Origin of the sequence: Niastella yeongjuensis, from assembly GCF_900110245.1 — a bacterium.
Classification (GTDB): Bacteria; Bacteroidota; Bacteroidia; order Chitinophagales; family Chitinophagaceae; genus Niastella; species Niastella yeongjuensis.
On sequence record NZ_FOCZ01000018.1, the window covers coordinates 81,702 to 100,952 of the forward strand.

16 protein-coding genes are annotated in these 19,251 nt (G+C 43.7%); 6 read left to right on the forward strand and 10 right to left on the reverse strand.

Annotation, left to right across the window (positions count from 1 at the left end; translation table 11 throughout):
* Nucleotides 1-80: 80 nt before the first annotated feature.
* A complete protein-coding gene (locus BMX95_RS30725; protein WP_081198397.1) occupies nucleotides 81-506 on the reverse strand; it encodes an SRPBCC family protein in 426 nt (141 codons plus the stop codon).
* Nucleotides 507-718: 212 nt separating this feature from the next.
* Here BMX95_RS30725 and BMX95_RS30730 point away from each other — a divergent pair, with 212 nt between their 5' ends.
* The gene (locus BMX95_RS30730) at nucleotides 719-2,533 is read left to right on the forward strand and encodes a bifunctional metallophosphatase/5'-nucleotidase (RefSeq protein WP_081198396.1); all 1,815 of its coding nucleotides are present in this window, start codon (nucleotides 719-721) and stop codon (nucleotides 2,531-2,533) included.
* Between the two features lie 84 nt (nucleotides 2,534-2,617).
* Here BMX95_RS30730 and BMX95_RS30735 read toward each other — a convergent pair whose 3' ends face one another.
* A complete protein-coding gene (locus BMX95_RS30735) occupies nucleotides 2,618-3,403 on the reverse strand; it encodes a PI-PLC domain-containing protein (RefSeq protein ID WP_081198395.1) in 786 nt (261 codons plus the stop codon).
* Between the two features lie 449 nt (nucleotides 3,404-3,852).
* Nucleotides 3,853-4,248 (reverse strand): winged helix-turn-helix transcriptional regulator, encoded by a 396-nt coding sequence (locus BMX95_RS30740; protein ID WP_081198394.1) that lies wholly within the window; start codon nucleotides 4,246-4,248, stop codon nucleotides 3,853-3,855.
* Nucleotides 4,249-4,330: 82 nt separating this feature from the next.
* On the opposite strand from BMX95_RS30740, the gene BMX95_RS30745 reads away from it, so the two are divergent.
* On the forward strand, nucleotides 4,331-5,224 hold the full coding sequence (locus BMX95_RS30745; RefSeq protein ID WP_081198393.1) for an NmrA family NAD(P)-binding protein: 894 nt from the start codon (nucleotides 4,331-4,333) through the stop codon (nucleotides 5,222-5,224).
* A gap of 51 nt (nucleotides 5,225-5,275) precedes the next feature.
* Here the strand turns inward: BMX95_RS30745 and BMX95_RS30750 are convergent, their stop codons facing one another.
* From BMX95_RS30750 to BMX95_RS30765, 4 genes are all read right to left on the reverse strand, one after another.
* The gene (locus BMX95_RS30750; RefSeq protein ID WP_133053872.1) at nucleotides 5,276-6,439 is read right to left on the reverse strand and encodes a hypothetical protein; all 1,164 of its coding nucleotides are present in this window, start codon (nucleotides 6,437-6,439) and stop codon (nucleotides 5,276-5,278) included.
* Between the two features lie 51 nt (nucleotides 6,440-6,490).
* Entirely contained in the window at nucleotides 6,491-6,697 is a 207-nt protein-coding gene (locus BMX95_RS35140; RefSeq protein ID WP_177193735.1) for a hypothetical protein, read from the reverse strand.
* A gap of 267 nt (nucleotides 6,698-6,964) precedes the next feature.
* The gene (locus tag BMX95_RS30760) at nucleotides 6,965-7,765 is read right to left on the reverse strand and encodes an alpha/beta hydrolase (protein WP_081198391.1); all 801 of its coding nucleotides are present in this window, start codon (nucleotides 7,763-7,765) and stop codon (nucleotides 6,965-6,967) included.
* A gap of 144 nt (nucleotides 7,766-7,909) precedes the next feature.
* A complete protein-coding gene (locus BMX95_RS30765) occupies nucleotides 7,910-10,711 on the reverse strand; it encodes an Ig-like domain-containing protein (RefSeq protein WP_081198390.1) in 2,802 nt (933 codons plus the stop codon).
* A gap of 23 nt (nucleotides 10,712-10,734) precedes the next feature.
* Between BMX95_RS30765 and BMX95_RS35145 the strand changes: the two genes are divergently transcribed.
* The 3 genes from BMX95_RS35145 to BMX95_RS30775 all read left to right on the forward strand — a co-directional run bounded on the left by BMX95_RS35145 (nucleotide 10,735) and on the right by BMX95_RS30775 (nucleotide 13,137).
* The gene (locus BMX95_RS35145; protein WP_165758842.1) at nucleotides 10,735-10,899 is read left to right on the forward strand and encodes a hypothetical protein; all 165 of its coding nucleotides are present in this window, start codon (nucleotides 10,735-10,737) and stop codon (nucleotides 10,897-10,899) included.
* Between the two features lie 120 nt (nucleotides 10,900-11,019).
* Entirely contained in the window at nucleotides 11,020-12,027 is a 1,008-nt protein-coding gene (locus BMX95_RS30770) for an SPFH domain-containing protein (RefSeq protein WP_081198389.1), read from the forward strand.
* 18 nt (nucleotides 12,028-12,045) lie between these two features.
* Complete coding sequence (locus BMX95_RS30775) at nucleotides 12,046-13,137, forward strand: TFIIB-type zinc ribbon-containing protein (RefSeq protein ID WP_081198388.1); 1,092 nt, start codon at nucleotides 12,046-12,048, stop codon at nucleotides 13,135-13,137.
* On the opposite strand, the gene BMX95_RS30780 is transcribed toward BMX95_RS30775, so the two are convergent.
* From BMX95_RS30780 to BMX95_RS30790, 3 genes are all read right to left on the reverse strand, one after another.
* Nucleotides 13,100-13,723, reverse strand: coding sequence for a GNAT family N-acetyltransferase (locus tag BMX95_RS30780; RefSeq protein WP_081198387.1), 624 nt, complete (start codon nucleotides 13,721-13,723; stop codon nucleotides 13,100-13,102). The two genes, BMX95_RS30775 and BMX95_RS30780, sit on opposite strands and share 38 nt — an antisense overlap.
* Before the next feature lie 143 nt (nucleotides 13,724-13,866).
* On the reverse strand, nucleotides 13,867-14,274 hold the full coding sequence (locus BMX95_RS30785) for a DUF4242 domain-containing protein (protein WP_242673032.1): 408 nt from the start codon (nucleotides 14,272-14,274) through the stop codon (nucleotides 13,867-13,869).
* 153 nt (nucleotides 14,275-14,427) lie between these two features.
* Nucleotides 14,428-15,519: a nickel-binding protein gene (locus tag BMX95_RS30790; protein WP_081198386.1), complete on the reverse strand. Its 1,092-nt coding sequence runs from the start codon at nucleotides 15,517-15,519 to the stop codon at nucleotides 14,428-14,430.
* Nucleotides 15,520-15,853: 334 nt separating this feature from the next.
* Here BMX95_RS30790 and BMX95_RS30795 point away from each other — a divergent pair, with 334 nt between their 5' ends.
* On the forward strand, nucleotides 15,854-19,174 hold the full coding sequence (locus tag BMX95_RS30795) for a reprolysin-like metallopeptidase (RefSeq protein WP_165758841.1): 3,321 nt from the start codon (nucleotides 15,854-15,856) through the stop codon (nucleotides 19,172-19,174).
* Nucleotides 19,175-19,251 lie beyond the last annotated feature (77 nt).

Sequence of the window (19,251 nt, forward strand, 5' to 3'; positions counted from 1 at the left end):
AAGGATACTTTGTACTTTCTGATAAAGGCAACAAAAAAGCCCCACCGAAAAGTGAGGCTTCAATAAAAACATATTTGCGCTTAATTGGTCTCCGTATAGTTCTTGAAATTATTCAAAATAGCCTGCCAGCCGCCCTGTTGCATTTCAACAGAGTGCGTGCTTTCCGCATCAAATGTTTCAACCACTTTGGTTTCATTCCCATTTGCAGTGAAATGAATTTCCACTTTACGGCCATCCCCCATGGTATATTCAATCAACTCATTTGTTTTTACATCATCATACACGCCACCGAAATCAAAACCAAAACTGCCGTCTTTGGCTTCCATTCTGGTAGAAAACTTTCCGCCAACCGTTAAATCATTTTCAGCTTTGGGCGCATGCCAGTCGTCTGAAGCAGCACACCATTTTTTTATGTGTTCGGGCAATGACCAGTATTTCCAAACTTTTTCAACAGGAGCATGTACAATTGTTTCAACCGTAATTTTTGTTGCGCCGGTAGTTTCCATTTTTTTAGTTTTTATTAGTTAATGAAGTCTTTCGTATTGACAAGGCAAACTTACCCCAAGTTAGCAAAATCCAGGCTGTGTAAATGGGACAAATGAGGGGGTATTTTGTGACTTATTGTGTTACCCCTACGCGCATCATAATTTTTTATCAGGAAACCCAGTAATTTAGCCTGTTTCTGTAAATAAATAACCTTTACTTAACAACGATTGTTATGCTTGAGAATCACTCACCCCTATGCAGCTGCGCTGATTGCCACACTGATCCGATAAACCAGGCAGAAAAAGAACTGCACCTTGAACTGTCAGAAAACAGCCGCCGGAATTTCATCAAAAAAGCAGGCCGCCTGGGACTAAGCCTGGGCATTGGTGGCGGACTGGTTTCTACGCCATTGGCGGCGGCGGCATTGAACAATGAAGATGCTGCCTATAAGTTTAACAGCATGCAGCAAAACAAAGCCGTGCGTGATGGCAAAGCTTCCCTGATCACCTTTCTGCATACAGCCGATATTCATTCACAACTTTATCAACACGATGAATTTTTCATAGAAAATGATAAACCCGTTTATAAAAAACGGGGCGGACTGGCCAGTCTTAAAACAATGATCAACACCCTGCGTAATCAAAATGCAGCGAATACCCTGGTGATCGATGGGGGTGATTGCTTTCAGGGCAGTGGCATTGCGGCACTAAGTGAGGGCAAGGCCATTATACCATTAATGAACAATATTGGCTATGATATTATGCTACCCGGTAACTGGGAAGTTGTATATGGCAAAGAAATGATGATGCAGGACATGTTTGGCTATGATGCATTAAAGGTGTGCGCCAATATGTATCACGATACACAGGACGACCAAAAAGGCGACCTGATCTTCCCACCTTATTTCGTAAAACATATTGCCGGCATCAAAATAGGATTTATCGGGTATAATGATCCACTGACACCCAAACGGCAATCACCAGCTTATTGCGATGGCATGAAGTTCACGCCGCCTGAAGCCAATGTGGCCAAGTATATTAAAATTTTAAGGGAGTATGAAAAATGCCAGTTGGTTTTCCTGGTAACCCATATGGGGCTTGCACAACAGTTTGGTCTGTCAAATAAAGAGCAGGTAAAGGGAGTTGATTATATTCTGGGGGCCGATACCCATGAGCGGTTACGAAAACCCATACAGGGCACTTATGCAAAAGTAACAGAACCCGGAGCTTTTGGGTCGTTTATAGCCAGGCTGGATATTGTTATGGAGGATGGCAATATAAAGGACCAGACCTATCAGCTATTGGATGTTGACCCAGAAAAATACAAGGAAGATGAAGAGATGAAACAGCTGATCAGCAAAGCCAATGAGCCTTATAAAAAAGAATTGAGCCGGGTGATCGGAAAAACCAAAAAACCGTTGATCAGGTATTACGTAATTGAAACGCCGATGGACAATTTTATCACCGACGCCATAATGTGGAAATTCAAACCAGACATTGCCCTGAGTAATGGGTTCCGCTTTTGCCCGCCCCTGGTGCCCGACCCGGCTACAGGTACTGCAGACATTACGATTGATTACTTATGGAGCATGTTGCCGGTTGACAGCGAAGCCAAAAAAGGGTCTGTAACCGGCAAACAGTTATGGTACTGGTTAGAGACTGAACTCGAAAATACTTTTGCTAAAGATCCCGCCAAACGATTGGGCGGTTGGGTGATCCGGTTCAAAGGCATGGAGGTAAATTTTACACTGGGAAACGAGGCAGGCAAACGGGTCAATTACATAAAGGTGGGCGGTAAACCGGTTGATCTGAACCGGGAATACAGTTTTGTTGCCTGTGAACGCGAAGGCGATCCCGATACCACCCTTTGCCGCATGCAGGGCGTTCAGCAACCGCATTTGTTAGGCTATACCATGCATAAGGTCATTGAAGAATACCTGGCCGTACATTCACCCATTGCGCCTGTAGTGGAAGGACGATGTACCGCCACAGATGCGCCGCCCACACTATTAACCCAGGTAATGGGTTTGGGCTATGAGTTCAGTTAAAAAGGAAGTAAAAAGTAGAAGTAAATTAAAAAACAAAGAGGCTGTCAAATGACAGCCTCTCGCTTAAAAAGTTAGTACTACCTCTTATTTTTGAGAAAGTTGTTGTTGCTTTTTCAGGAATTGCGCCAGGGCCTTGATACTGTCAGAGTCGATATAATCAACACCCATTTCGATTACCACTTTCCAGGCATCATCAAAATCAGGTACATTCCACAAACGAACTTCTTTACCCAGGGCATGTGCTTTGTTGATGTTATTTCTCAAACGCTCTGCATCTTTAGCAGGGATTGGACCAGTACCATTCCATTTTGAGTAATTGATGAAATTGTCACTCAGCATAGCGATACGGCTGAGTGCATCTTTTGAATACTTAGAGCTTAACAAACCATCGAATACCAGGAATGAAGGAAAAGAAATATAATTATTCGGCTCAGGTTTGTTACCACTGATCATCACTTTGAAGGAAGGGGTCTTAATAAGCTCAGGGTATTTTTGTAAAACATCGATCAATTTATTTATAGCAGGAACGGCGTCACTCTTGATATCCAACATCAGGATCAGCTTACGCGATTCATCAGCGTACACATGCCCTTTATTAGCTTGAATAAAACCCTGGATAGGTTTCAGGTACAGGTCTTCCAGGGTACGGTGTTGATCAAAATCATGCTCAGTGTGAGCTACCAGCAATTCGTCGCCAGCCAGCATTACATCAGCTTCAACACTACCAAACTGCAGTGTGTAAGCCGAAAGCAACGGCGATCCTTGTTGATAGTCATTGTGCGAGTGCGCATTGGCTGTTGAATACGTTTTAGGTTGTGCAAAGACTGTTGTGCAGGATAAAACAGTAATAAATAAAAATAACTTACGCATAAAAAAATAAGATTGGATTTTTTTTGCAGGTTAAAAGTTAATGATCCATCTGGCAATTCGGAAACATCCTGCAATCGGAGTAATAAATTGATTAGAGTGCGCAAATTACAAATTAAATGTCATTCTCACACCTATTAACTAAAACATTACGGCTGCAAAAGAATTACTTTTTGTAGTGAAGCAATTTTTCTGCAGGTAAACCTTTCCGGCTAAGTCCGGCAAAGACTTCCATTAAACGAAAACAGGTAAAATATATTGCAGATATAAGGCATACCCGTTGTTAACTTAACTTGTAAATGTTTGATATACAATATAAAATATTTACATCAATTTATAAAAGCCATTCCCTATAAACCAGGCGCCACCATGTTGTAACAACTTCTTAACAGTCTGCCATTCTTTTTATCCTCATATGCAACCACCCGCATGCAATTTGCGACCCTTATATTTTATAACGGAAAATCCTTCATTTGTTTTGAAAATGTCTTCGACAATTTACCACTGTTACCAACGGCCCATTCAGCCATAGCGTATAAAACAGGGTGTAATGCCTTACCCGATTTCGATAATTCATACGTAACATAAGGCGGCACTACCGGCTTTGATTTTCTTATCAGCAAACCATCCCCTTCCAGTTGTTTTAATTGTTGTATCAATACCTTTTCAGTAATGGCGGGAATTGATTTTTTTAATTCACTGTATCGCTTTGATCCTGATAACAAATTGAATAAAATGATCGGCTTCCAATAACCGCCTATCTTTTCCATAACAAAAGTTACCGGACAGGCTACAAATGCCTGGCTTTTATTTTCCTGAATGGTGGATGATTCTTTGATCAAAGTCATAGTATACACACTTTAGGGTAAGTACTTGTATAAAAGTAAGTATCCTTTTAGTTTTGTGCAACAATTTTAAACGAGCACAACAATGAAAATTACCATTACAGGTTCGCTGGGGAACATCAGTGCTTCCCTTACAAAAAAACTGGTAGCAGCAGGGCACCAGGTTAATGTCATTAGTTCCAATGCCAACAAAGCTGAAGACATCAGAAAACTGCAAGCCATCCCATTGATTGGGTCAATTGAAGATTATGATTTTGTAAAACAGTCGTTTCAGGGCAGCGACGCAGTTTACCTGATGATACCGCCCAATTTTAGTGCACCCGATTACAAAGGCTTTACCATTACAGTGGGCAAAAATTATGCACGTGCTATTCAGGAGTCAGGCATTTCATATGTAGTTAACTTAAGCAGTTCCGGTTCCCCCCTGGCAGGTCAGCCGCCGCTTGTTAATTATCAAAACCTGGAAACCTTTTTGGATGAGTTGCCAACATTAAATGTACTTCATTTGCGCCCTGGTGGCTTCTATTCCAATTTCTATGGCAGCATCGGCCTGATCAGGCACCAGGGCATTATCGGAAACAATTTTGGCGATAATGTAGAAATGGTATTATCGCACCCGGAAGATATAGCAGATGCAGCGGCTGAAGCGTTTTCCACCCTTTCATTTAGCGGTAAAAACGTTAAGTATATAATTAGTGATACAAAAAATGGCCGGCAAATAGCACATGTACTGGGTGCAGCTATTGGGAAACCCGATCTTACGTGGGTGCAGTTCACCGATGAACAGTTATTACAGGGATTGCTACAAAATGGTTTTTCAAAAGAGGCAGCCCAGCATTATATTGTAGATATGGGCATTGCCATTAGGGAGGGATTGCTGGCAACCCATTACGCGCAACACGCAAAGGAAGTATCTGGTAGCCGCAGTTTTACAGCATTTGCTGAAGACTTTGTCCGGGTGTATCAACAGCAGGGATAGAAAGATTGTTACGCAGTACACCATGGAGTACTGCGCAACATCCTGAATAATTTAATCACATTCTATTCCAAACAGATCAACAAAATCGCTCATCCAGAATTGAGACACTCTTTTGTTATCAATCAGCCTGATTCCCCGGCCGGGAAATTTGCACTTTGAATTGGAACTCTTCGGTTCCCAGGTAAAATCATCATGGTAATAGAAATAGAAGTTTCCAACGTTACCCATGATCTTTGTTTTTACGCTGTCTGCATGATCACCTGAAGGAACAAAATAACTGTCCATACTCTTTTCGATCTTGCTATAATCTTTTCCGTAATGAATAGGAATCAGCTGAGTTGAGCAAAAAAGCGGGTGGCCTATCGATTTCAAACTGGCATTATCCAGGCAAAATGCAAAGATGTTGGTGATGCAGGGATCCAATGCAAGCGCTATATTTTTTATCCTCGATCTGGCATATCCATTCGTTCCATAAACATAAAAAGCAGTGTCAAAATAACACCTGGCTTCCTTTTCCAGGGTTTCATTCCTTATTAATTTATACACACCTGCTGTATCATATAACTTCCATTTTTTGGGTACACAGGAGCGGCAGCCTTCCGGTTCTTTTTCCTGAGACTTCTTTGGATAAAACACATCAAAAAGCGTATCCATAATACCCCGAGGTTTCCCTACTTCGTAAAAATTAACTACAAAGGCAGTGGTTTTGGAAGACAGTTCGTACACAGGATAGAAAAGCTGCTTATTCCCTTCCGAAGACCACCACTTGCTTAATCGGTTAGCCGTCGGTTCAAATTCATACAATTGTTTCCTCAGGGTATCCAGATAGATCCATTGGTCAACAATAAAACGGGTATCGGCCCCTTCATCACGTGAAATTTCATGTCCTATGCGATAAACGTCAAATACGCCAGAATCGGTTTTAACAGTATTATCGTACTCCCATTCCAGGGTAAAATTATTCTTATGAGCCTGCTTAAAGGTTTCCGTATTGGCAAAAGCCATATACATTTTTAATAAGCTATCTGACCAGGTTATGTCGCCTTCCGACAAGTCGCTGAGTGCTTTTTCCGGCACTGCTTCCGAAGCTATCATTTGTGGAGTTGAATCTACTGTGGAAACCTGTACATTTTCCGCCGGGGTCTCCTGCTGGTTCATTTCCTGGCACCCGGCCATGAGGATGATCGATACTAAAATCGAAGCTAGTTGTTTCATAGTGTATTGGATATAAATAACCGTTTTACGGGTTCGGGGCTCAAAGATAGATCAATTAAGCTGAACATGAATATGATCGTCGTGGCGTACAGCCTGGCAACCATGAAAACGGATCTTACTATTGGTAAGCTGTAACCGCAATTTTAAATGTGGTTCAATGAATACTTTACCGATCCGATTATCCTGGCAGAATAATTCAACCAGGCATTTTGTTTTTTCGCCATAAAACACAAAATCGTCCTTTCGGCCTTGTGGCATAACGCTTTTGAGAAAACTATATTGCCAATAACCCCGCTGTGAACAAAATTCAGCGGTATTTTTTTCAGCGGTCGTTGGTTCCTCACATATACCATAACCAATCGGTGAGGGCGCTTCATTGGTTGCTATTAATGTGGTTTTAATCTTATAGCAGAACGCCAGATCGAGCTTTTGACCATCGTTATGGCTCAAATGAGGAAACAATGGAAAGCCATTAATAAAGGGGAAATTAGCGCATTTTCTTAAATTTCATGTAGAGGTGGCTGCTCATTGAGACAATATTCGTTGCAATTCCTTTTTATAAACTACATTGTCGGTTATCCCATTGTGTATCTGCCCTTGTAATGCTATCAGGGTATCCTGTTTTTTAAATAAGGTTTGCAACTTAAGCGAACTTCCGTAATAAATCACTTCATCTGCATCGCCATGAAAAATAACAACCGGCATTTTACAGGCTTTCAGATAATTGTTCGTTTCAAATTTATACTTTAAGATAAAAGTGGGTATAATAGGATAGGTATGTCGCATCATATCGGTAAGGCTGTAATAAGGTGCCTGCAGGATCAACAACTTAGGATTGTTTGTCGATGCCAGCATGGTGGCAGCTCCAGTGCCAATTGAATAACCCAAAACAACGATTCGGTCTTCTGCATACCTGTTCTTCAGCGAATCATAGGCAGTTTGAACGTCATTAAAAAACTGTTGCTGACTGTTAATGACTCCTTCACTTTTCCCATAACCCCGGTAATCCAACAGGAATAAGTCATACTTCAATGCAGTATATGTTTGTGCAATTTCACCCCACGATTCAAGTGATCCACCATTCCCATGTAAATAGAAGATAAGCCCTTTTGAGCTGTCGGTTTTAAATAACAACCCGTGCAACTGATTTTTATCATGGGCTATTATTGTCATTTCTTCAAACGGCTGATCAAATCCAAACCGGTAATCCCGGGTTAACTTTTGCGGATAAAAGATCAACTTTTCCTGAAAAAAATACAATAATCCACAAATAACAAAATAAAGCAGCCCTATTGCTATCAAACCTGCTATAATCATTTTTTTCATGATATTGACTGGCAAATTACTTACAAAACCGACTCGATAAATTCCTGATAGGTGATAATGATTTTGTACCCTTAAAGTAATAAAAAAATCCCTGGCATAATAAATACGACTGATTTGTTATACCAGGGATCACCTATTTAATCACTATTTAATGAAACGGCCGGAAATGATCTTTCCGTTCTTTACAATCGTTAACGTATATACACCCGGGGAAAGCCGCGATACATTCACCCGATTATTGGTATTACGGGTAGCGATGAGCTCCCTGCCCGTAAAATCATACACTTTGATCAGGGCACCTGTAAAATCTTCCCCGCTCCGGAATCGTAATTCGTTCAAAACAGGGTTGGGAAATATTTGTAGCCCGGTTATCATTCCTTGTGACTTAGCCGGCGCTACCGCATATACTTTTATGGAAGAAGCGGCATCATTAAATCCGTTGGTCACCAAACAAGGATTGTCAACACTATAGGTTTGGGAAGTGCCCAGGAAATTATCATCAAAATACAATTGTACCTGGTAACCGCTGTTAACCTTCATCGAAGAAATATCGTCGTTGGCAATGCCCAGTGCCAGTAACTGACTGAGGGTATAATTACCTGGCGACAGCGTTACTGCAGTGCCTAAATAGTCACAATCTCTGTACACGGTGGCGGCAGTAACCGTACCAATTGCACTTATTTTAAGTGAAGAGGTAAGATCGTTAAAGTTATTGGCCACCAGACAGCTGTTGTCCGCGGTAAGGGTAATAACAGTACCGGTGAAATTATCATCATTAAACAATTGAACCTGGTATCCACTGTTTACGCGCAAAGATGAAATGTCGTCATTATTAATCCCCATGCTTTGCAACTGGCTTAAGGTATAACTTCCCGGCAATAACCCGACAGCCCCACCACCGTAATTGCAATCCCTGTATATAGTAGCCACCGGCACATTGGTTACACTAATGGTTACCTGTGCAGATGACTGGCCATTGCGGTCGTCCGTAACTGTAGCAGTAAGCGTATAAGTGCCCGTTGCTACATTGTTCCAGGTATATGAGTAGGGTGCTGATGTTGCCTCGCCCAGCCTGGTGCTGCCATTATAGAATTCTACTTTGCTGATGGTGCCGTCTGCATCTGATGCATTCACGGTAATAGCAACAGCAGCCGGGGCCAGGTATTTATTACCAGTAACTGGCTTCAGGAAGCTCACGGTTGGCGCCTGATTGGTTAACGATCTTATGCGAAGCGATGAAACAGAATCATTCAGGTTGCTGGCCACCAGACAAGCTGTATTGGCGCTAAAGCTGGTATAACTACCCTGTAGCGCATTGTTCTTGTACAGCAATACTTCATATCCGCTGGCAATAGTGAATGAGGAAATGTCTTTATCCTGTATGCCACTGGCTACCAGGTCGCTCACCGTATAAGTGCCGGGGGCCAGGCTTACCGCATAACTACCGCTGTAATTACAATCTTTATAAAAAGTGGCTACTGCGTTGGCTGCAGCGCCGGCAATATTACCATTGATTGAATAATAACCAAGCGAACCATAATTAGTATAGCCGGTTGTTGCCGGGTTCCCGTAGCCTACACCTGTAATGGCCACATAGTAAGTACCGGCAGCCAGCGTTGCGCTCAGGCTGGCAGTCAATCCATCGGGATTGGAAGTTGTTACTACAAAGCCTGCATTGTCATACAAAGTAGCCAGCACATCGAGGTTAGGATGTTTTTCTGCCGGGTTGATGTTTAATGAAACGGCGCCGCCGGTAGTAGTAAAAGTAAAGAAGTCGGCATCGCTGGTTGTTTCAATAATACCGGAATTGAATGCACTTCCATTGCCGCTGATAGAAAGCGGCGTTGCGCCTGCTCTTGCGTTACTATGGTCATCGGCCCGGTACCCTACTCCATTGGCATTATTCGCAATAATGGCCAGGTCGTCCTGGGTTTGACTGGGGTTGGCATACTCGCCCTTGCTCCATTGCACAACCGGTACATAATAACCTGCTCCCATAATGGGCGCCCAGTTACCCTGTCCCAGGTAGTATTCTTCAACCGGGTTAGTTCTTCCATCATGACTCAACCCAAACGTATGGCCTACTTCATGTGCCCCGGCATCACCGGCACCTTTTATCCCGCCATTAAATACCCAGCAGGGCGTTTCATTGCCCCAGGTAAATGAATTTAAAAAAGCAACGCCACCTGCTCCAGGTGACGCGGTGTTGGTAGGTGTAAAGATGCAACGCATCCGCCGGTTGGCCGGATATGAAAAATACACTGCTTCACTGGTAGTAATATTGAGTTTGAATGGCCCGAAATCTTCACTGATCAGTTGCCATACTTCATATCTTTCCGCATCTGTTAAAGTGCTTGGCGCTGCGTTAATGGGATTTCCCCCATTCCAGCCGGTTCCTGAAACATATTGTCCGTCAAAATCGAGCAGTACCACGCCATTTGCATTGGGATAACTTTGTAAACTATACAGCTGGCCGGCAGTTATTGCTGCTGCCGCATTACTGACAGCTGAGCTGGCTGGCGCTTTTCCATAATCTATACACAGCACTTTATGTATATCGGTTTCAGTGACGTATACATTCCCGTTACCGTCTGAATTATACGTGTAGGCTTTTTTTGTATTGCGCAGAATAATATTTCCCTGCACACTGCTCCCTTCAAACCGGATAAAAAAGGAAGAACCCGGTATGTTCTCAATTTCCCCTGCCAGAAATTCCTGACCGGTAGCAACAGATTGGCGAAAGTTTATTTTTCCGGGTAATGAATCCGCCACAGTAATTCGTAACGGCAGCCTGCCCGTTACCCGTTGCTGCGGTGCGGCACTTATCTGTTTACGGAACGACGTTAACAACTCCGGTGCTTTTCCCAGCAATACCGGTTTCACCTGGGCGTATCCTGCCATACAGAACAGCAGACTACCCAAAAGCCACAGTGATAGTTTTTTCATACTACATGGTTTTAAATGGTTAAATGAAAAATCGTAAGGGGGAAAGTGCAGGGAATAATTGTTCGCGTGCCGTTACCGGCCCGGATATAGCAAGCTGCCGCCAGGGCAATATGAAGAAGGATTTAAATAAGGGTGTGCAGGGAGTTGCGAAGATATCCCGTTTAGCAGGTAAAAAAACACATTATTAAATCTTTCATTTAAATTCAACAAGGCTATAATTCTTCAGCAGTTTAGTGTAATTTTCTTTCCGGTTTTACTACCTATAGCAACAACAACCAATTTTAGAGAACTCCAACAATCAACAGTATATGGGATTATTCGATTTTATTAAAAATGAATTTATTGAGGTCATCGACTGGGTTGATGACAGTAACAATACAGTCATTGCCAAATTTCCCAACAAGGGAAATAAGATCATGAATGGCGCCCAGTTAACGGTCAGGGAATCGCAGGTTGTAGTATTGATGAATGAAGGTGAGTTTGGCGATGAGTATAAACCCGGCCGGCATGAGCTGAAGACGCAGAACATGCCCATTACCACTACCCTCAAATCATGGAAATACCTGTTCGATTCACCTTTTAAGGTGGATATCTATTTTGTAAACACCAAACAGTTTACCAATCTGAAATGGGGAACTTCCAATCCCATTATTATGCGCGACCCTGAATTTAAACAGGTGCGCATCCGTTCTTTTGGAACTTACACCATACGGGTTGTCGACGCTAAAAAATTCATTAAGGAATTTGCCGGCACCAATCCGTGGGTCACTATCGATACAGTAAGTGAACAACTGCGTAATACGATCATCAGTAAATTGTCAGAAGGCCTGGCGGAAGCCGGTGTTTCCGTATTGGACCTGGCGGCCAACTTTACCGAAATAGGCACCCGATTAAAACCAATATTTCAGGCTGATTTTGATGCCTGGGGTATTGAGTTAGGTCAGTTCTATATCGAGAATGTGAGCCTGCCCGAAGAGGTGGAAAAGATGCTCGACAAAACCACTTCGCTTAATATGATGGGCGACAAACTGAATCAGTTCAACCAAATGCAGGCGGGTATTGCCATGGAGAAAATGGCCGATAACCCGGGCGCCGCCAACACAGCCGGTTTAGGTGCAGGCATTGTGCTTACCAACATGATGCAACAGGCGCAACAACCGCAGCAACCCCAACAACAAGGCACCAGTGCCACCACAGGCAACGACCAGCAAAAAATGCTCGATCTGTTGAAACAGTTGGGTGACTTAAAAACAGCTGGCATTCTTACCGAAGAAGAATTCAATAAAAAGAAAGCAGAGATCTTAGGCAAGCTATAAAGCCGGTTGAACAATCTTATGGAAAAAGTACAAACAGATTCCCTATTGCTATTCCCATGCCCGGGATGCAATGCACAATTATATTTCAACCCCGAACACCAAAAACTCGAATGCAAATATTGTGGCACCCAGGTAGCCATTGATCAATCGAACAACCAGATCAAAGAGAAAAGCCTGCGCCAACAGCTATCTGTTACCGGCGATCCTGATGCAGCCATCGAGCAACTGGTTCATAAATGCGAACGTTGCGGTTCCGAATCGGTATTCATTTCAGAAACGCCTACGTTCACCTGTAGCTTTTGCAACTTCGAGGCGGTGAACCCCGTAGCTTACAAAACCCGATTGATACAGCCATCGGGTATCATTCCCTTCAAGATTGACAAACAACAATCCATCACCATTTTTAAAAACTGGTTGGGAAAAGGCTGGTGGGCACCCGGCGATCTAAAAGAGTTTGCACGCCAGGATGCCCTGCATGGGACTTACCTACCCTTCTGGACTTACGATGCACAAACCTTTAGTGAATGGACTGGTGAAGGCGGCAGACACTATTACGTAACAGTAGAAGATACTGATGCCAATGGTAATAAGACAACCCGGCAGGAACAAAGAACAGAATGGATCTATCGCTCAGGTACCTATAATACAACGTTTGACGATATTCTCATTGGCGGAGGCGATGAGTTAACACAAAAAGAATACGAAAGCGTTTTCCCTTTTCAACTGGAAGAACTGGTGAACTTTGACGCCCGGTATTTATCCGGCTTTCAGGCCGATGTGTATGACATTTCAGTAAGCGATGGCTATGCACAAGCCGAAAAAATTATGGAGCGGGAAATTTATGATGCCTGTGTAGATCAATGCCGCATAGATACCTATCGGAATGTGCAGGTTAGCACCAATTACGAAAATCAAACCTATAAACACATTCTGTTGCCGCTTTGGGTTTGCTCTTATAAGTACAAAAGCAAACAATATCATTTTCTCGTAAACGGGCAAACAGGTAAGATCTATGGTTCAAAACCAGTATCTACTGCCAAGGTAGTACTTACTGTTATAGTAGTGCTGATCGTTATCCTTGCGATTTACTTTTTGTCGCAACAGCAATAATTTGTTGTTCAATTCTTTCTTTAGCGGCGGGCCATTCGTCGTCTAAAATACTGTAATAGGCCGCATTACGGGTGGTACCATCCCCCTGTATGCGGTCTTTTCGCAGAATTCCTTCAAATACCCCTCCTATTTTTTCAATGGCTTTTCGTGAGCGAAAATTCGTGTCTTTCGTTTTCAATTGCACCCTGTTGGTTTTTAGCACCTCGAAACAATAAGTGAGCAGCAATAGCTTGCATTCAAAATTCACGGAAGTGCCCCAGAATTCCCGGGCGATCCAGGTCCAGCCAATCTCCAGCTTTTTATCATCCGGGTATATTTCAAAAAACCGGGTGGAACCGATATACCTCTTTGTTGGTTTGTGAAAAATTACAAATGGATATTGCGCGCCTCTGTCCCTTTCCGATAATGCAAACCGGTATGCCTTATAAAACATATCCCGGTCAGAACAATCAAACGGCACCAGTTTCCACAATTCTTTATCTGCTGCGGCCGTATATAATTCTTCCAGCAATCCTTCTTCTAACGGCAGCAGCTCAACCGTAGTACCTTTTAAAACTAGCGGGTGTTTTATCCAGGGTTGGTTCATATAGCAGGAATTTATAAATCTTTTTTTTGTTGATAAAGATACGGCGTAATACGATGTCGACATGAACGAAGCGATCTTGTTTAACATAAAAAACGGGAGCAGAATTTTATTTCTGCTCCCGAATTCATGGCTATACTGTCCCGTTAGTTAGCGGGGATGGCGGCCGTAGCCGTTGCCGGACTAATGACGTCGGTAACCTCACTGATGGAGTTTGCAGGGAAGCCTCCCTTCTTTGCATGCTCCTTGATCAGCTCCGGATTTTCAGCCCGGTAAATACAATACATTTTGTTACCCGTAACATAGCTGTGGATCCATTCAATTTTAGGCCCCAATTCCTGCAACACATTACAAGAAGTTTGAGAAGCGCTTTTTAGTTGTTCAGGGGACCACTGGCCCAAACCGGGGATTTCCCGCTCAATCACATAAGTTTTCATGATCGAAGGCTTTTTTTTTAATTGTTGGGTGAAAGAATTGGTTTGTGCGTTTACTGTAAAACCGCACAATAACAGAACGGCGAACATCAATGTGCTGTAGGAGATAGTGTCTTTCATGGCTTTTTTTTTAATCGTTTTGATGTATCAAAGCTACGTTCAGGAACCACGAAAGTTGTATAACAAATCGTTCAATGAATATCAATCTTAATTCAAAATAAACGCGGAGTAATGAGGATTGTAAAAAATCATTCAAAAGATAAAACAAATCAATCAATGCAACAGCTCCAGGTAATCCATCGGCAGCAACCCATAGTTCTTTTTAAAACATTTGGTGAAGTAAGAAGGACTGGTAAATCCCGCATCAAAAGTTATTTGCGAAATACTGTATCGTTGTTGGGTCATCAATTCTTTCGCTTTCTCTAATCTGTAATCTTTTAAAAAAATATTGGGCGACATACCCGTGAGCTCAACCGTTTTCCGGTACAGTTGCGATTGACTCATGGCCATTGCCTGGCAAAATTCACTGATGGTAAAATCAGGGTTTTGCCAGTTCTGTTCCAGTTTACTGAATAATAATTCAAGTAAAACTTCATCTGGCTGTGCCAGGCAAACCATATTTTCAGCTGGTTTTTGAAAATGATCTTTCACCAGCTCTTTAACAGCTGATGAAATGGCGATGCGGGTTTCACCGGAAATGGAACTTAAATACCGGGCAAACTGTATGGTTTCACCAAACAGGCTGTTGAGGGTTGACACAGGTTCCCCGGCATTGATGCCAATCTTTAAACCTGCCGCCTGCATATGGGGTTGGTTGGCAGCCGCCTGAATGGTCAATGCGCAGGATACAGCTTTGGAAGCAGCCGTAAAGGAGGCAATAAAACCTTTTCCCGGGTATTCTACTTCACGCCCATCGAACTCAGCCAGGTTTTGACGTATTACACCCGTACAATTGCTCAATATTTCGTTTGCTTTCTCACTACCCAATTCATACCGCAGCAGGGCCGGGTCTTTAGTGGTTATAAAGAGCAGGGTTCGAAAGGAAGAGTCGGTGAAAACATTTAATCCATCGTCAGTTGCAGGCGTTGGGTCTTGTAATCTGCCCAGAAAGGATTCAACCAACTCAGGGTTTACTTCAATTACTTTATGAGGAACCAGCCCGTGTGAATGTTGGTGCAGGGCTGAAACAGATTCTTTGTCAGGCGCTTCTATAAGGCAAAAAACATTATTCCGATCTTCATCTATCCAATAGGTCATGCATTTACACCGATGTTCTTCCTGCAAAAGGATATCCTTCTGATGTGCTTCGGCAACATCCTTTGCGGTAACGCCGGGTATAATATGAACATCCATGAAAAGCGCCATAATCTTGAATTTTGAGCACTTCCATTGGGCGGATCCCTGACATAAAATTACCTGATACGTTCCAAATTAGAATTAAGATTCCTTATACCAGCAAATATTTTACCGGAACCGCAACCAATACCACTAAAGTTTTATGCTCTTGCTAAAAGCATAATTGTGGATATCAGGCAGCTCCAATGTGAAATAAAAAAAACATTAATGCGTTGGTGTTGTGCAATTGTATACTATTTACACATTAGACAATTGCCAGATATAAAACCCCTTAAAAGCCCAATACTCTATGATCCGCAGACTGCTGCTGTCTTTAGGGACATGCCTCCCGATCTTGCATGCTATGGCACAAGACGGCCTCTGGACCCCGGTATCGAAAACCACCATTCAACCTTACATTAATGGCCGTTCAACTGCTTCCCCCCTGCCAGCAAACTATGAGCTGGTAAAGTTGAATCGCAGTCAGCTGCAACAGGTGCAACAAAGAACGCCATTGGTAAAACTGGGCGAACGTGCTAATGTAGCGCCTGCAGGTATTTCCCTTCCTCTTCCTGTTACCGGTCAATCTTTGGCCAGTGGTATTATAGAGTCTCCTGTTTTATCAAGTGAACTCAGCAATCAACTTCCCGGTTTTAAGACCTACGAATTAAAGGACCCGGGCACCAATGCCCTGCAGGGGCGTATCAGTATTACTTCGCAAGGTATTACCGGATTAATATTTACCGACAAAGGCAGTGCTTACATCAGTCCGGTTAGCCCGGAATACCCTGATGTACATATGGTGTATTATGTAAAAGACATTCCTGTTAGCAAACCCATACTGTGTGGCGTGAAGGATGCAGTAGCACGCAAAACCGGTGCCGGCAGTCGGGTAGCAAGCGTTCTTGCCAGCGATTGTAACCTGCGTAATTACCGGCTGGCGGTTGCAGCAACCGGTGAATACACGGCCTGGGCTGGTGGACAAACCCAGGCATTAACCTATATCGGCATACTGGTAAATGATGTAACTGCCATCTACGAGCGCGATGCAGGCATCACCTTTACGCTGGTAAGTAATAACAGCATCATTTTTACCGATGAATTCAGCGATCCTTATAATACCTCTTCCCTGGATGTTACTACGTTAAATGACAACCATAGTACGCTTACCAGTATCCTGGGAAGCAGCAATTTTGATCTGGGTATTGTATTGAGCAATAACTGGGACGGTGGCCTGGCTTACACAGGCGTAGTTTGTAACAATACCTATAAAGGAGGCGGTGCAGCTGGTTATACCTATGGATTTGGTAGTAACCCCAACCCAGGCCCACAAGGTCCTGTGTTTACCGGTACAGTAGCCCATGAACTGGGACACGAGTTCAGTGCAGAACACACGATGGCTTCGGGAAATTTTCTCTGCGCTGGTAATACGAATTACCTTACCGGGTATGAACCTGGTGGCGGTTCTACCATCATGGCGTATGCTGGTTCGTGTGGAATACCCGATGCTTACCAGAACAATTCCGACCTGTATTTTCATGGCTTCAGCATTTTACAGATCGCTAACTACTCTGTTAACTTCGCTACCTGCCGGCCAGCAACGCCCATGAGCAATACAGCCCCGGCAGTATCGGTCCCTGCCGCTTCTTATACCATTCCGGTTTCCACACCGTTTATGCTTACGGCAAACGGCACAGATGTCAACAACCCTACTTTATACTATTGCTGGGAGCAATTGGATGCGCCTTCAGGCCCTACTACAGGCACCCCGGTAGCCACTTCTCCCACCGGTCCGCTTTTCCGGTCTTATCCGCCAACAACAGCCAATAGCCGTATGTTTCCCCGGATAGCTGATTTGATAAGTGGTGCCCATCCCTTTGAAGTGCTGCCAGGTATAAGCCGTTCCATGAACTTTCAGGTAATGGTACGTGATGAGGCAACAGGCGGCGGTTGTACCGCGCAAGCATCCGTAACAGTGAATACCAATACAGCTGCCGGACCTTTTACCGTTACCTCACAAAGCGCTGCCACCACCTGGACGGCCAATGGATCCAATACGGCAACCGTTACCTGGAACGTAGCCGGTACTACTGCAGCACCCTTTAACTGTTCGAATGTTGATATCATATTATCCAAAGATGGCGGTGTTTCGTTTTCTGATACGCTGGTGGCGAATACTGCCAACGATGGCACTGAAACCTTTATTATTCCAAGCCTGCCTACAGATGCTGGTCGCGTAATGGTAAAAGCGCGGGGTAATATCTTTTTTAATATCAACAGCACTACTATTAAAATCTCCAGCGGCTGTACTGCCAATGGTTCAACCTTTACCCCGGGAGCTGCTATAACAGGGGTTGCCGGCAATTCAGCGCTCAACCTGAGCCTGTCACCTGTTTACGGTTCAGCTGTTACTATCAGCGGGCAACTGGCGCCCGGTGACGCGTTCACCGGTTTGTCAGTACAAAGCACCACCAACTCCTGTATTTACTATGTATCTAACTTGCATGTATACGACAGCTACCGGTTTACACCCAGCATAACTGGTACTTATAAATTCGCCTCCTCCGGATCAACCAGTCCGCTGTGTATATACAACCTGTATTCCGGCGATTTTAACCCCGGCACATGCGATAATTTTATCGCTTCCAGCGGACATGATGATGGTACCGGCACTAACTCTACCATGGTTGGATATGCCATCAACGCTACGTTGACCAAAGGCATGTATTACACTATGACTGTAGGCACTTTCGCAGACGGTGCCCCGAGCCTGACAGCCAACTATACTATTAATGTTACTCCGCCTGCTGGCGGCGGCCTTGTATCTGGCACACCCAATCCCGGCGCCGGATTAAACTATACCTATGTGATCGTTGACAACGCAACCGGCCTTATCAAAGCCATCGATGCCAGTGCCGACCTGAGCAATGCTACCATTTATCCGGTAGGCACCACCTATACAGTATATGGTCTTTCGTATTCTAATGCTGTTTCACAAGCGACACTTGACACTTATGCCGGAACTACTTTTGCTTCATTCAGCAACCTGTTAAAATATAGCCCGTCAACCTTATGTGGTAATGTAAGCGCCAACAATACGCAGGTAACTGTTACCGCTATTTTGTCAACCGCTCAAATGCTGCCATTGACGGCCACCAAAGCTGGCAATGCCGTTAACCTGAAATGGGCTACCGCCTCATCGGATAAAATCAGCTATTTCGAGATCTGGCGTTCGGCAGATGGCACTAACTTCAATCAACTGCTTGGCACCATGCCAGTGCAAAACAGCTTCGGCCCACGCATCGATTATGGTCTGAATGATAATTCCCCACTGACTGGCTGGAATTATTACCGGGTAAAACTAATAGATGTGGATGGCAAAGCAACCTGGGGCAATATTGCCCGGATTAATATGCAGCAGGATGTAGCTCCGTCAATCCTGACAGTATATCCCAACCCGGTAAAATCATCCTTACTTACCCTGAAGTATAATGCAACCAGTGTAGAAACAGTAGGTGTTCGTGTACTCAACAGCAAGGGCAGCCTCGTTTACCAGTCTGTGTTTGCAGCGCAATCGGGTCCCAATCTGCACACTATACCCGCTGGCGCTCTGCCCAAAGGCGTTTATATGGTACAGTTGGTTAGTAACGCAGGAAGTTTTATTGCCCGCTTTGTAAAAGAATAATAACCGGTAATACATAATAAAAACCCTTTCCGAAGCATCGGGAAGGGTTTTCTGTTTTAAAAATATTATATTTACTG

Coding starts and splice junctions, on each gene's coding strand:
- BMX95_RS30775 (WP_081198388.1), top strand. CDS start 12,046: ATGGAAAAAGTACAAACAGATTCCCTATTGCTATTCCCATGCCCGGGA.
- BMX95_RS30790 (WP_081198386.1), bottom strand. CDS start 15,519: ATGGCGCTTTTCATGGATGTTCATATTATACCCGGCGTTACCGCAAAG.
- BMX95_RS30745 (WP_081198393.1), top strand. CDS start 4,331: ATGAAAATTACCATTACAGGTTCGCTGGGGAACATCAGTGCTTCCCTT.
- BMX95_RS30785 (WP_242673032.1), bottom strand. CDS start 14,274: ATGAAAGACACTATCTCCTACAGCACATTGATGTTCGCCGTTCTGTTA.
- BMX95_RS30730 (WP_081198396.1), top strand. CDS start 719: ATGCTTGAGAATCACTCACCCCTATGCAGCTGCGCTGATTGCCACACT.
- BMX95_RS30770 (WP_081198389.1), top strand. CDS start 11,020: ATGGGATTATTCGATTTTATTAAAAATGAATTTATTGAGGTCATCGAC.
- BMX95_RS30795 (WP_165758841.1), top strand. CDS start 15,854: ATGGCACAAGACGGCCTCTGGACCCCGGTATCGAAAACCACCATTCAA.
- BMX95_RS30765 (WP_081198390.1), bottom strand. CDS start 10,711: ATGAAAAAACTATCACTGTGGCTTTTGGGTAGTCTGCTGTTCTGTATG.
- BMX95_RS30740 (WP_081198394.1), bottom strand. CDS start 4,248: ATGACTTTGATCAAAGAATCATCCACCATTCAGGAAAATAAAAGCCAG.
- BMX95_RS30725 (WP_081198397.1), bottom strand. CDS start 506: ATGGAAACTACCGGCGCAACAAAAATTACGGTTGAAACAATTGTACAT.
- BMX95_RS30780 (WP_081198387.1), bottom strand. CDS start 13,723: ATGAACCAACCCTGGATAAAACACCCGCTAGTTTTAAAAGGTACTACG.
- BMX95_RS30735 (WP_081198395.1), bottom strand. CDS start 3,403: ATGCGTAAGTTATTTTTATTTATTACTGTTTTATCCTGCACAACAGTC.
- BMX95_RS30760 (WP_081198391.1), bottom strand. CDS start 7,765: ATGAAAAAAATGATTATAGCAGGTTTGATAGCAATAGGGCTGCTTTAT.
- BMX95_RS30750 (WP_133053872.1), bottom strand. CDS start 6,439: ATGAAACAACTAGCTTCGATTTTAGTATCGATCATCCTCATGGCCGGG.
- BMX95_RS35145 (WP_165758842.1), top strand. CDS start 10,735: ATGAAAAATCGTAAGGGGGAAAGTGCAGGGAATAATTGTTCGCGTGCC.
- BMX95_RS35140 (WP_177193735.1), bottom strand. CDS start 6,697: ATGCCACAAGGCCGAAAGGACGATTTTGTGTTTTATGGCGAAAAAACA.